This window comes from uncultured Lutibacter sp. (assembly GCF_947495725.1).
Taxonomy (GTDB): domain Bacteria; phylum Bacteroidota; class Bacteroidia; order Flavobacteriales; family Flavobacteriaceae; genus Lutibacter.
The window spans coordinates 318634-333271 of sequence record NZ_CANLZZ010000005.1; the positions used below are offsets into that span (position 1 = coordinate 318634).

General features: G+C 32.0%; 7 protein-coding genes. All 7 read left to right on the top strand.

What is annotated here, in order from left to right; translation table 11 throughout:
- The first annotated feature begins 10 nt into the window (after positions 1-10).
- The gene (locus tag Q0776_RS13520) at positions 11-1804 is read left to right on the top strand and encodes an arylsulfatase (RefSeq protein ID WP_298369254.1); all 1794 of its coding nucleotides are present in this window, start codon (positions 11-13) and stop codon (positions 1802-1804) included.
- 26 nt (positions 1805-1830) lie between these two features.
- Positions 1831-4233, top strand: a complete 2403-nt coding sequence (locus tag Q0776_RS13525) for a glycoside hydrolase family 95 protein (RefSeq protein ID WP_298369256.1) — start codon at positions 1831-1833, stop codon at positions 4231-4233.
- 5 nt (positions 4234-4238) lie between these two features.
- Positions 4239-6083, top strand: a complete 1845-nt coding sequence (locus Q0776_RS13530; RefSeq protein WP_298369257.1) for a sulfatase-like hydrolase/transferase — start codon at positions 4239-4241, stop codon at positions 6081-6083.
- A gap of 14 nt (positions 6084-6097) precedes the next feature.
- Positions 6098-8614 (top strand): glycoside hydrolase family 2 TIM barrel-domain containing protein, encoded by a 2517-nt coding sequence (locus Q0776_RS13535; protein ID WP_298369259.1) that lies wholly within the window; start codon positions 6098-6100, stop codon positions 8612-8614.
- Between the two features lie 4 nt (positions 8615-8618).
- On the top strand, positions 8619-10016 hold the full coding sequence (locus tag Q0776_RS13540) for a sulfatase (protein ID WP_298369262.1): 1398 nt from the start codon (positions 8619-8621) through the stop codon (positions 10014-10016).
- A gap of 224 nt (positions 10017-10240) precedes the next feature.
- Positions 10241-12766: a beta-galactosidase gene (locus Q0776_RS13545; RefSeq protein WP_298369265.1), complete on the top strand. Its 2526-nt coding sequence runs from the start codon at positions 10241-10243 to the stop codon at positions 12764-12766.
- Complete coding sequence (locus tag Q0776_RS13550; RefSeq protein ID WP_298369267.1) at positions 12766-14637, top strand: sulfatase-like hydrolase/transferase; 1872 nt, start codon at positions 12766-12768, stop codon at positions 14635-14637. The genes Q0776_RS13545 and Q0776_RS13550 overlap by 1 nt, the downstream gene beginning before the upstream one ends.
- The last annotated feature ends 1 nt before the right edge of the window (position 14638 follow it).

The window sequence follows — 14638 nt, forward strand, 5'->3', positions numbered from 1 at the left end:
AAATTAACTCATGTTAAAAAATGTATTTTTAGGTTGTATCTTTTTAGTTCAGTTTATTGCTTGTCAAACAATGGAAATTGAAAAAAAAGAGCAGAAAGCACCAAATGTTATTCTAGTACTTACAGATGATTTAGGTATTGGAGATTTAGGTTGCCACGGAAATCCTTGGTTAAAAACACCTAATATTGATTCATTTTATAATGAATCTGTTAGAATGACCGATTTTCATGTAAGTCCGCTTTGTACTCCAACTCGAAGTGCAATTATGACAGGTCAGTATCCAATAAATAATGGTGCGTGGGCTACGTTTAAAGGTAGAGATGCTTTAACTAGAAATACACTAACAATGGCTAACGTATTCAAAAATAATGGATATAAAACAGCTTTGTTTGGTAAATGGCATTTGGGCGATAATTATCCTGTTCGCCCTACAGATTGTGGATTTGATACTGCAATTCATCATTTGGCTGGTGGTGTTGGTGAATTATCAGATTATTGGGGAAACAGTTATTTTGATGATGTATATTATGTAAATAATAAACCTCAACAGTTTGAAGGTTATTGCACCGATGTTTGGTTTAACGAAACAATGAAATACATTGATAAAAACAAAGATGCTGACAAACCATTTTTTGTGTATTTACCTACAAATGCTCCTCACGATCCGTTGATTGTCGCTGAAAAATACGCAGAACCTTACAAGCAGTTTGAAGGTAAAGATATTATTAGCGCAAACCTTTATGGAATGATTGCCAATATTGATGAAAATTTTGGAAAGTTAAATGCTTTTTTAGAAGAAAAAAATCTTGCTGAAAATACCATTGTAATATTTATGAGTGACAATGGAACTCGTTATGGTTATAGTGCCGATGGAAAGTTAGGATACAATAGAGGTTACAGAGGAATAAAAGGAAGTAAGTTAGAAGGCGGACATATTGCACCATTTTTTATTCGTTGGCCAAATGGTGAAATTCAAGGAGGAAAAGATATAAATACACTTACCGCTCACGTAGATTTAGTGCCAACATTGGCTAAACTTTGCGGACTTAGCATTCCTTCAACAATGAAATTAGATGGAGTTGATTTTTCTTCATTATTAAAACCTCAAAAAGGAGCAATTGATGAACGAACAGTTTTTCTTCATAACCGTCAAGATTGGAGACCTCCAATGGATGAAAATCAAACGTGTATTTTAAAAAATCAATGGCGTTTGGTAAATGGTAAACAGTTGTATGATATAATAAAAGATCCAAAACAACAACATAATATTGCTTCAGAACATCCTGAATTAGTTAAGCAATTGTTAGCAGATAATGCCGAATTTCTAAAATCAACAAAAACAAGTCCAATTTATAGCGAACTTCCGGTTAATGTAGTTGGAAATGAAGCACAAGAAGAAATAAAACTAACTATTCAGCATGCAATTGGAGAAGGTGGCGGCATTTGGAAACCAGAGCAAGTTTCTGAAGGGATGAAAAACATAAATAATACACATGCTTTGGAAATAGAAAAAGCGGGTATTTATGAAATTTCGCTAAGAAGATGGCCAAAAGAATGTCCAGGATCAATTTGGGGAATTCCTCAAAAAAATCCCAAAAATTTGTATGATTATAAAACTATTCATCCAACAAAAGCAAGAATCCAAATTGCTAATCAAATTCTTGAAAAAGAAATAAATGAGAACGATGAAGAAGTTCTTTTTAAAGTGAAATTAGAAAAAGGAAAAACCCTATTAGTAAACGATTTTATTGAAGGTAATAAAACATATGGTGTGTATTATTCATATGTAAAAAAAACTAATTAATTTTATTCTTCAAATTTTAATTTATTATGAAAAATATAATTTTTGTAGCTATTATATGCATCTTATTTTCTTGCACTTCTGAAAAAAAAGAAGTCGCACTAAATTCAAATCAATCTCTTTGGTATAATAAACCGTCAGAAAAATGGACTGAAGCTTTACCTATTGGAAATGGGAGATTGGGAGCAATGATTTATGGTAAACCAAGCGAAGAAATTATTCAATTTAATGAAGAAACGCTTTGGTCTGGACAACCTAAAGACTATTCAAATAAAGGATCTCACAAATATTTAGATTCGCTAAGAAATTTACTTTGGGATGGCAAACAAGATGAAGCTCATAAAATGGGAAATACTCATTTTATGTCTAAACCTTTGAGACAATTAAGTTATCAGCCGTTTGGAAAATTGCTTCTACAATTTCCAGAACATTTAAATGCTGAGAATTATAAGCGCTCTTTAAATTTAGAAGATGCAATTTCAAGAGTAAGCTATCAAGTTAACGATGTAAAATTTTCAAGAGAAGCATTTGCTTCTGCTCCTGACCAGACTATTGCTATAAAATTAACAGCAGATAAGGAAGGGCAATTAAATTTCTATACGGGCTTAATAACTGCACATAATAGATTTGATATTAGTGTTGAAGATGATGTTGTAATTGTTAAAGGAAAGGTTAATAATTATACTTCAAGAAAAAAAGCAAATAAAAAAAGTAGTGAAAAGAGTTCAAAGTTAGATTATCCTGAAAGTAAAATGACTTTTGAAGCTCGTTTAAAGGTAATTAATGAAGGAGGAGAATTAATTAAAAATACCAAATTTATAGAAGTTAAAAATGCAACAAGCGTAACTTTGCTTTTAGTTGCTGCAACCAATTTTGTTGATTTCAGTGATATAAGTGGAAATCCGGAAGAAAGGTGTAAACAGTATTTAGCCAACTTAGATGGTAAAACTTATAAAGAATTAAAAAAGGCTCATTTAAAAGAGTATCAAAAATACTACAAACGTGTGCAATTGGATTTTGGAAATTCAGAAATCTCAAAACGCCCAACAGATGAACGATTGCAATCTTTTTCAGAAGATGAAGATCCTAGTTTAGTTGCTTTATTATATCAATATGGGAGATATCTTTTAATTTCTTCATCAAGACCAGGAACACAGCCAGCAAACCTACAAGGAATTTGGAATGATGAAATTGCACCTGCTTGGGATAGTAAATATACCTTGAATATTAATGCCGAAATGAACTATTGGCCAGCTGAAATCACAAATTTATCTGAAATGGCTGAGCCGTTTTTACAATTGGTTGAAGATTTATCTATTACAGGTGAAAAAGTGGCAAAAGAACATTACAATTCTAGTGGATGGATGGCACACCATAACACCGATTTATGGCGTGGAGCTGCACCAATTAACAATGCAAATCATGGTGTTTGGCCTTCTGGTGGTGCTTGGGCTTCACAACATTTATGGTGGCACTATCAATTTACTGGAGATGAACAATTTTTAAAAGAAAAGGCATATCCAATAATGAAAGGTGCTTCAGAATTCTTTAGTGAGTATTTAACTCTTCATAAGGAAAATTCGAATTGGTTAGTTAGCGGTCCAAGTAATAGTCCAGAAATGGGCGGAATGGTAATGGGACCAACTATGGATCATCAAATAATTAGAAACTTGTTTACAAACACCATAGAAGCTGCTGAAATTTTAAATATAGATGCTGATTTTGTAAAAGAATTAGAGGATAAAAAAAGCAAAATTACTCCAAATCAAATAGGGAAATATGGACAGCTACAAGAATGGCTAGAGGATAAAGATGATCCTAAAAATACACACAGACACGTTTCCCATTTATGGGGATTGCATCCTGGAAATGAAATTCATCCTTTAACTACTCCAGAATTGGCAGAAGCTTGTAAAATAACGTTAACTCATAGAGGAGATGGTGGAACTGGTTGGTCTAGAGCTTGGAAAATTAATTTTTGGGCGCGCTTATTAGATGGAGATCATTCTTTTTTATTATTGAAAAATTTAATGGTTCCTGAAGGCTCTAAAACTGGATCTCAGCATAGTGCAGGTGGATTGTATCCAAATTTATTTGATGCACATCCACCATTTCAAATTGATGGAAATTTTGGCGCAACCTCTGGTATTACCGAAATGTTATTACAATCTCACTTACGTGATGAAAATGGAAACTATTATTTAGATATTTTACCTGCGTTACCATCTAAACTTTCAAATGGATCAATTTCAGGAATAAAAGGAAGAGGAGGCTTTGAAGTTTCTATTATTTGGAAAGATGAAAAGTTAGAAGCAGTTGAAGTAAAATCAATTTTAGGAAATCATTTAAACATACGTTATTCAGGAAAACTTATTTCCCAAGAAACTAAAATAGGAGAAACATATACGTTTCAAGTAACTGATTTTAAATAAAAATTATGAACAATATTAAAAAAACAGTTTTATTGATATTTGCAAGTTTTACACTTATATTAAATGTAAAAGCTCAAAACAAACCAAATATATTATGGATAGTTACAGATGATCATAGAGCTGATGCTATTGAGAGCTACAATAAAATTTTAACTGGCAATAAAAATAGCGCTTTAGGTTATGTATCATCTCCAAACATTGATAAACTTGCCTCAGAAGGTGCATTTTTTATAAATGCTTATAATAATTCTCCAGCTTGTGGACCTTCTAGAGGATCAATGGTTAGTGGACGTTATACATTTAGAAATGCACATTATGCTTTTGAACAAACTCATCAAGAACCAGATTTTGTAAAACCTACATTTACGCAAACACTTCAGAAAAAAGGATATGTTACAGCTTCATTTGGTAAAGATGGCGCGTACATTTTTAAATGGGGACCTGGACAAGGATTTAAAGATGCTGGACTTTATGACTATAAAGTAAGTTTTAAACACGATTTACAAAAAAATGATGTTGGAGATTTTTGGAATCAACCAGCTTATAAAAAAGGAACTTGGAAAAGTCTTGGAACTGAAGAACGTGTAAAAACTCCTGACGGAAAAATTGTTAACTTTTTAATCAAAAAGAAAGATGGTGAGTTTAGCAAAGAAGATATAAAAACTCGTGACGAAGTTGAAAAAAAGTATGAAATTCTTCGTTCATATACTCGCTACAATAAAGATTTAATTATTGGAGGTGAAAACCCAATGCCTGCTGGTGAAACCATAGATGCAAAAGTTGTTGAAGAAATGAAGTTGTATTTAGAAAACCAGAATAAAGCGTTTAAAACAACTTGGGGTGAAGACAGAACTGGAGTAAACCCTGAAAAACCTTTAATGATTAACTTAGGGTTTCATTTACCACATACACCAGTGTTACCTCCAAAAGAGTTTAGAGATAAATTCAAAAAGAAGAAATACAAAGTTCCTGCTTTTACTGAAAAGGAGTTAGAGAATATGCCGCCTCAAATTCATCAGTTATATAAAAATTTGAACTTTAGTAAAATGTCAACTAAAGACAAGCAACAAGCTATTCAAGATTATTATGCTTTTTGTGCATATGGAGATGCTTTAATTGGTGAATCGGTTGAGATTTTTAAAGAGTATTGTAAGAAAAACAATCAAGAATATTTTATCATTTTTACAGTAGGTGATCACGGTTGGCATTTAGGTGAACAAGGAATTGAGGCAAAATTTGGTCCTTGGGATAAATCTACAAACGGAGCTATGATTATGGTTTCTTCAGATAAAACAAAAGTTCCAGAAGGATTGGTTCAAAAGCAATTAGTGGAATATGTAGATATTGCTCCAACTATTTTAAGTGAAGCCGGAGAAGACATTCACAGTAATGAATATGATTATTTAGATGGCTTCAATATGATGGATTTCGTGGATAATAATGAAGAAAAACGTGAATACATAGTTGGAGAAATCAATTTAGTTGCTGGAGCAAGAGCTTATATACGTTCAAGAGATTTTGCATTTTCAATGAAAACCAGAACTTGGGCTAAGAAAAGAGAGCCAAATCAAGGTATAAAATGGGCTTTAAGTTGTCCAGTTGAGGAAGCTGAATTAGTATTATACGATTTACGTAAAGATCCTGATGAAAGAGAAAACGTTGGCGATAAAAAAGAATACAAAGCTTTGGCAAGTTGGTTTAGAAATAAATTAGGAAATATTGTGTTGGGTGATGGTCGTATTGAATGCGATTGGTCTAAAGCAAATACATACAATGTAAGCAATTTTGCAAAAGGGGCTCACAATGGAAAATTAGATATTCCTCGAGCAATAATTCCAAAAATTAAATAATTAAAACAGATTAAATGAAACTTAAATTAGTATTATTAATTTTACTTTTTATAAACATAACAAGTACTTCCGTAGTAGCTCAAGAAAGAGAACATGATTTTAACTTTGATTGGAAATTTACTTTAGTAGAAGAAACTAAAAAACCAACACAAATACCGTTAGAAGATTCAAAATGGAGAGCTATTCGCTTACCACACGATTGGAGTGTAGAAGCTTCTTTTAATAAAGATTTAGAAGGTTGCACAGGTTATTTACCAGGTGGAGTTGGTATATATCAAAAACATTTTAAAACACCTTTAAATACTTCAGAAAAAAACATTTTTATATTATTTGATGGTGTTTATAATAATGCTACGTTTTGGTTAAATGGTAAGTTGTTGGGTGAAAATCCTTACGGATATTCTCCAACTTATTTTGAATTAACAAAACATTTAAAAACCGATGGTTCAGAAAATATAATTACAGTTCATGTAGATCATTCTCGTTACGCAGATAGTCGTTGGTATACAGGTAGTGGAATTTACAGAAATGTAAAACTAATTACTGTTGATAAATTACACATTCCAATTTGGGGAACATTTGTAACAACTCCAGAAATTACAAATAAAAAAGCTGTTGTTAGTATTGAAACCAATGTAAAAAACAGCGATAGAAAATCGAAAAAATTTGTATTAACAAATGAAATTTTAGACGGTAAAGGTAGTAGTGTTTCAATTCAGAAAAAAGAATTAAAAGTTTCTGCAGGTAAAAATTTGGTTAACACACAATTATTAACAGTTTCTAATCCTAAATTATGGGATACAGAAAACCCTAATATGTATAAAGTGGTTTCAACAATTTCTTTAAAAGGAAAGGTTGTTGATACGTATACAACTCCGTTTGGTATTCGTAGTTTAGAAACAAACGATCAAGGTTTCTTTTTAAATGGAAAATCTACCTATGTAAAAGGTGTTTGTTTACATCACGATGGTGGTTTAGTTGGTGCTGCCGTTCCTGAAGGTGTTTGGAGAAGACGCTTAGAATCTTTAAAAGAAGCTGGTTGTAACGCAATTAGAACATCTCATAACCCTTTTTCAGAAGAATTTTTAGACCTATGTGATGAAATGGGATTCCTGGTTCAAAATGAAATTTTTGACGAAATGGATAACCCAAAAGACAAACAGTTTAACTTAAATGAAAGAAGTGTAAAATACATTACACGTGGTTATACTGAGCATTTTCAGAAATGGGGTGAAAGCGATTTAAAACGTACAATGTTAAGAGATAGAAACCATCCTTCCGTGTTTCAGTGGAGTATTGGTAACGAAATAGAATGGACCTATCCAGATTATAAACATGTAAGTGGATTTTGGGATCCTGAAAATAAAGGTGGCTATTGGAACGGAAACATTCGTTTAACTGCTGAAGAAATGCAAGCTCGTTACAAGGCTTTGCCAGACAGAAAGTATAAACTTGCTGAAACGGCTGAAAAACTTGCTAGTTGGGTAAAAGACGTTGATACAACACGTCCAGTAACTGCAAATCTAATTATACCGGTAGCAAGTTGTGCCTCTGGGTATGCAGCGGCATTGGATATAGTTGGATTTAGCTACCAAATTGCACATTACGACTGGTGTAAAAAGAATTATCCAGATATGATTTTTACTGGAAGTGAAAACTCAGGATATTTAAGCGAATGGAATTCAATATTAGAAAATCCAATGGTTTTTAGTATGTATATGTGGACAGGAATTGATTATATGGGAGAATCTAATGAAAAATGGCCTCGTAAAGCTTTTCCTGGTGATATGTTAGATATGGCTGGATTTAAAAAAGCTGGTTGGAATAACTTTAAAAGTATTTGGGTTAACAAACCTAATATTTCATTTAATACAAGATTATTAAGCGATTCTAAATTTAAACTTGACGAATTAAGTGGTAAAGTAGTACCTAAAAAAGGAAAAACACCAAATTGGGACAATCATATTTTAAATGATCATTGGAATTATAAGAAAGGTGAAATGGTTGTAGTAGAAGTAAGTTCTAATTTGCCGGTTGTTGAATTATTTTTAAATGGAAAATCATTAGGTGAAAGAGGTTTGTCTCAATGTCCAGATCGTATTTTCCGTTGGGCAGTTCCGTATGAAGCTGGAACGCTTGTTGCAAAAGGGGGATTTATTGGATCTGAAATTAAAACGGAATTAAAAACTGCTTCTGAGCCTATTAAAATTAAATTAACGGTCGATAAAACAACACTAAATGCCGATGGTTATGATGTTGCACATATTATTGCTCAACTGGTTGATAAAGATGGAAATGATGTAAAAACAACAAATGTAGATTTAACTTTTGAAGTTAATGGAGAAGCTAAAGTACTTGGAGTTGATAACGGAGCAGATACAAATATTCAAGATTATCAAACAAATAGTTTAAAAACAACCAAAGGCCGTTCTTTATTAATTATTCAATCTTTAAGAAAAAAAGGTTCAATTAAAATTGAAGCAAAATCTGCAGAGTTTAACAGTAATACAATTCAAATTAATACTAAATAATATTATGAAAAAAAATAAACACATTTTTATAATTGCGTTAATGATGATTTGTTCATCAGTGATTTTTGCACAAAAAAAGAAAAATATTGTCTTTCTTTTTGCTGATGATGCCGGTTATCACGATTTTGGCTTTCAAGGAAGTAAAACCTTTAAAACTCCTAATTTAGATAAGCTAGCTAAAGATGGAATGGTTTTTAAACAGGCTTATACTACGGCTGCTGTTTGCGGACCTTCAAGAGCTGGGTTATTAACTGGTAGATACCAACAACGTTTTGGTATTGAAGAAAATAATGTACCAGGTTATATGAGTCATTCTTCAAAACTTATGGGAGATGAAATGGGAATGCCTTTGGATGAAAAAACAATTGCAGATTATTTAAAACCTTTAGGGTATACATCGCAAATTTTAGGTAAATGGCACTTAGGAAATGCTGATAAATACCATCCACTTCATCGTGGTTTTGATGAATTTTATGGATTTCGAGGTGGAGCAAGAAGTTTTTGGCCATTAACACAAGCTGAAGCGGCAGATAGACCAGAAAACAGATTAGAGATTGGTTATGAAAAATACCAAGAGGCAGACAAATATTTATCTGATGCTATTGCTGATGAAGCTTGTAATTTTATTGAAAGAAATAAAAACAAACCATTTTTTACATATGTTTCTTTTAATGCCGTGCATACGCCATTGCAAGCAACAAAAGAAGATTTAGCAAAAGTAAAAGGCTTAACAGGAAAACGTAAGATTTTAGCTGCTATGACTATTGCTTTGGATAGAGCTTGCGGACAAATTTTAGATAAATTAAAAGAACTTGGTTTAGAAGAAAATACATTAGTTGTTTTCTCAAACGATAATGGAGGCCCTGATGGTTCAAAAACGTGCAATTATCCGTTGAGCGGTTGTAAATCTAATAATCTTGAAGGAGGAATTCGTGTTCCCTTTATAATGAAATTACCAAACGTAATTAAACCAGGAAGTACTTTTAACAAACCTGTTAGTATGTTGGATATGCTGCCGACTTTTGTAAATGCAGCTGGAGGTAATGCATCTAAAATTAAAAATATAGATGGTGTAGATTTAATACCTTACGTTACTGGTAAAAATAAAGCGACACCTCACGAAAAGTTATTTTGGAAAAAAGAAAACAGAGGGATTATACGTATGGGAGATTGGAAAATGTTGAGGTTTCCAGATAGACCTGCTGAATTATACAATATAGAAAAGGACCAAGAGGAGAATAACAACTTAGCCTATAAGCATCCTGAAAAAGTAAAAGAAATGTTTACTCATTTATGGAAATGGGAATGCGAATTAGAACGTCCATTATGGATGTTAAAACGTGTTTATGAAGAAAATGCAATGAAGCGTATGGATGATAAAAGAACACCTATTCTTGATTAAAAACCAGTAATAATTCTTAGTTAAAATTAAAAGGGTAGTATATTAAAAAAATGCTGCCCTTTTTTAATAAAATAGTATTATACAAACTATATACAACCATTTTCTATAAAAGGACATTAAAGTTTACAATCAAAAATCATACGTTTTAGTATTAGAGACATTTAAACCGATCTTCATCTCTGCTTTGTTATAAATTGCATACAATAATTGATCAAACACTTTATATGAAATATTTTCTTACCCTTTTAGGAATTTTAATGCTGTTTTTTTCTTGTAAAACAGAAACTCAAGATTTAGACAAAACTGAAAATGTCATAACTTATAACAAACCTTTAATTTTCGACTTTTCAGAAGTAATTATTAAAACACCACGTAATATTCCAAAAATGTCTGCAGTTTCTCCTAACGGAGATAAGATTACGGTTAACAGCCAGTATTTAACGTATAACAACAAACCTTGGATTCCTTCATACGGAGAATTTCATTATCAACGTTATCCTGCGGAATATTGGGAAGATGCCCTGTTAAAAATGAAAGCACAAGGTTTTGACGGTGTATCAGCCTATGTTTTATGGATTTTACACGAAGAAATTGAAGGTGAATGGGATTTTACTGGAAGTAATGATTTAAGACGTTTTATTAAATTATGTCAAAAGCATGATTTAAAGTTTTATGCAAGAATTGGACCTTGGGTAAATGGCGAATGTAGAAATGGAGGTCATCCGGATTGGCTTGTAAAGAGGTTGGGAGATCCTAAAAATCCATTTGGAAATAGTGGACGAGGCGGAAAATTGCGTACAATGGCACCTGAATATTTAGCTTCAGTTGATATCTTATTTCAAAAATTAGCAGAACAAATGGAAGGTTTGTATTGGAAAGATGGAGGTCCAATATATGCTATTCAATTAGATAATGAGTTTTCACATCACGTTTCAAAAGGAAGTCCTGCTTTAATGGATTGGGAAAAAGAAACGGCAATAAAATACGGAATGGATGTTCCATTATATTCTGTAACCGGATGGGCAGACGCTCCTTTCACACAAGACAACACAATTCCTTCATATGGTTCATATGCCGACTATTTTTGGATTCCTGCAGATGCAAAACACGTACCTGAGGCATTTAGTTTTAGTATTTATAGGGCCTCAAATGATGTTAATACTGAATTAAGTGATGGTGCCAAAGAAACTGAAGGTGTTCAAACTTCTTATAATTCAAATCCATATTTAACTTGTGAAACTGGAATTGGAATGGATATGGCATATCACAGACGAACAAATCTTGATAATTTCGATAATGGAGCCCTTTCATTAGTTGAACTTGGAAGCGGCGCAAATGGTATAGGGTATTTTATGAATGTAGGAGGTAATAATCCTAAAGGTAAATTAACTTATATGAATCGAGATATTGAATCTGGAGCTAATGATAATGGTGTTATTAGTCGTGATTTTCAAGCTGCAATTGGAGAATTTGGTCAAGTTCGTAAAAGCTTCCACGAATATCCAGTTCAGTTAAATTTCATGACAGATTTTGGAGAATATTTAGCGCCTTGTAAAACTTTTGTTCCTGCGGAATTAGATGAACTTAAAGGATTTAAACTAGGAGAAACAAATAAACTACAAAGAGCTATTAGAACCGATGGTAAAACAGGATTTGTTTTTGTTAACAATCACGTAAAATTAGATACAGCTTATCAATTCAATAATATTCAATTTAAAATTAAATTGAAAAATGAAACGTTAACAATTCCAGAAAAAGCAATAACTGTTCCTATAGACGCTTACTTTTATTGGCCTTTTAATTTAACGCTTCAACAAACAACCATTAAATATGCTTCGGCACAACCTATACTTCATTTAAAAGAAAGTAACACCTATGTTTTCTTTCAAAATGAAGGAATTAATGCTGAATTTGTTTTAGACAATACAACTTTAGAAACTGTAACAGCTAACAATGCCAAAGTTTCAAAACAAGGCGAAACAACTAAAATAGAGATAACACAAGCTGGTTTAAATTGTTATTTTAACGTAAAACAAAAGAATGGGAAAACTGTTCGTTTTATAGTTTTATCACAAAAGCAAGCTAAACAATTGTATAAAAATAACGATAAATTGTATTTGTCAAATGCTGAGGTAATTAAGTTTAACAATGTTAATAATACAATTGAAGTTATTAGTGAGAATGCACAAAATTCAGTTTGGGTATATCCTTCAAACACTATTGCAAATGTAGCCACTTCAAAAGATGGTTTATTTGATAAATTTGAAGTTAATTTTGAAAAAAAAGAAGTTCCAATTACCATAAAAGAAACTCAAAATGGTGAAAGTTTAACGTTTAAAAATCGTTCAAATAATAGAAAAATAAACAACAAAATAGCACGCCCGTTAGATTCGATTTGGCATAAAGGAACTGTTGTTGAATTTAGCTTTCCTAAAGGTATACCTTCAAACCTAAATGATGTAAGAGTTATTGTAGATTATAAAGCAAGTGCTTTACGTTTTTATAAAAACGAAGAATTTAAATACGATAATTACTACAATGGAAACAAGTGGGATTTAAGCACAAAACATTTGTTGTCTGATTACAATTCAGATATGAAACTGGAATTAAAATTTATTCCGCTTCAACCAAAAGATGCCATTTATATTGATGGTGTTTATTGGCCAGATTTAAATAAAACTGAGAATGTATTAAAAGTGAATGGTATTACAACTATTCCTGTATATAGTAAAAATTATAAATTAAAGTAATGAGTAAAATAAAGAATTTAATATTAGTAGTTTCGGCAATTCTTATTTCAAACAAAACAATAATAGCACAACAGGAAAAACCAAATGTGCTTTATATTTTAACCGATGATCAACGTTATGATGCTATTCCGGCATTTAATAAAATGTTGCACGGTCGTGAAGAAAGCGCATTGGGTTATGTAGAATCCCCAAATGTTGATCGTTTGGCAAATATGGGAACAACGTTTATAAATACTTTTTGTCAAGCACAAGGTTGTGCACCTTCGAGAGCGTCGATGCATACAGGACGTTACCCATTTCGCTCAGGAGTTTATCAATTTGAATACTTTAATAACAATACCGATAACTCATATCCTTTATTACCAGAAGAAATGGCAAAATTAGGATATCAAACAATGCACGTTGGAAAATTAGGTGTTCGTATAAGAACTTTAGAAAACAACAATGCGGTTAAATTTCCATTGTATCAAGTTGATATAGATTCTAAAATTGTAGAGAATGAAGGTTTACCAGAATGGGGAAAACAGAGTTTAGTAACAGAAGTAAATGGTATAAAATTAAAGAAGCCTTTACGAAATGTAACTTACTTTAAAGATGAAGACGGAACGATTTATTATAAGTCTGAAAAATTAGAAAAAGACAATCCGAAGTTGGCAGGAATGGCTAAAGAAGCTTTTGATAAATATGAATTGTTTTATAAATACAACAAGAAAAAAGGTCAGCCTCAAAGTGTATTTAATAAAGGAGTTTTAGCAGGAGTAAGTCCACAACCTTCAGGAAAAACAAGAGATGGACATTATACTACGTCTTTTGTAAACTACTTAAAAAATGCAAATAAGAAATTTAAAGTGGGAACTCAAACTTTTGAAGGAGTAAACTCTGCTAAACCATTGTTTGCACATATTGGTTACGATTTTCCACATACACCTGTATTGCCTCCAAAAGAATATCGTGAGCGCTTTCAAAAATATACTTATAAAATTCCTGAATTGACGGATGAAGAATTCAAAAAAATGGCTAAAGCTTTTCAAAAACGTGTAACTTCAAGTTATTCAGATGATTTTACCGATGAAGAAAAACAAAAAATGGTGCAAGATTATTATGCATTTTGTGCTTATGGCGATAATTTAATTGGACAAGCAACGGAGGCTTTTATTAAATATAGCAATACTAAAAAGCAACCTTGGATGATAGTGTATGTGTGTGGAGATCACGGTTGGAAATTAAATGAGCACGGTTCCATTACCAAAAATACACCTTGGGAAATGGATAGCCACAACCCAATAATTGTGGTTTCTTCAGATAAAAAGAAATTCCCTGCCGGAAAAGTAGTTAGAGATTTTACAGAATTTGTAGATATTGCTCCAACAGTTTTAAAAGCCGCAGGAGCCAATTTACAGAATAAAAAATTCAATCATTTAGATGGTTTAGATTTAGAAAAAATAGCTTCTGGTATAATTCCTGCAAGAGACTATGTACTAGGAGAAAGCCACCATTCTATTGGGCCAAGAGCATATATTAGAACTAAAGATTATATGTTTTCGGTTAAAACCCGACCAAGTTCAAAAAGAGGAGTTAATATGAATTGGGCAATGGAAGCAACTTACAAAGAATTAGATCCTGCTTTATACCATACAACTAAAGATCCTAATGAAATTAACAATGTTGCTTTTGATCCAAAGTATAAAAAAATAGCAATGAAAATGAAAAAGAAATTGCTGGATATTGTAATTGGAGATGGAAGAGCAGAAATAAATTGGGGAGGAGATAATTTTGGTAAAAGTACCAAAGCTATTGGAACTAAAGTTTACCGTAACAATACAACAGTAGGGGCACACGATTATAAATTGAAATTACAAAACATTAAATAGG

Excerpts from the sequence above, each read along its gene's own strand:
- Q0776_RS13535 (WP_298369259.1), top strand. The coding sequence starts at position 6,098 with ATGAAACTTAAATTAGTATTATTAATTTTACTTTTTATAAACATAACA.
- Q0776_RS13540 (WP_298369262.1), top strand. The coding sequence starts at position 8,619 with ATGAAAAAAAATAAACACATTTTTATAATTGCGTTAATGATGATTTGT.
- Q0776_RS13545 (WP_298369265.1), top strand. The coding sequence starts at position 10,241 with ATGAAATATTTTCTTACCCTTTTAGGAATTTTAATGCTGTTTTTTTCT.
- Q0776_RS13525 (WP_298369256.1), top strand. The coding sequence starts at position 1,831 with ATGAAAAATATAATTTTTGTAGCTATTATATGCATCTTATTTTCTTGC.
- Q0776_RS13520 (WP_298369254.1), top strand. The coding sequence starts at position 11 with ATGTTAAAAAATGTATTTTTAGGTTGTATCTTTTTAGTTCAGTTTATT.
- Q0776_RS13530 (WP_298369257.1), top strand. The coding sequence starts at position 4,239 with ATGAACAATATTAAAAAAACAGTTTTATTGATATTTGCAAGTTTTACA.
- Q0776_RS13550 (WP_298369267.1), top strand. The coding sequence starts at position 12,766 with ATGAGTAAAATAAAGAATTTAATATTAGTAGTTTCGGCAATTCTTATT.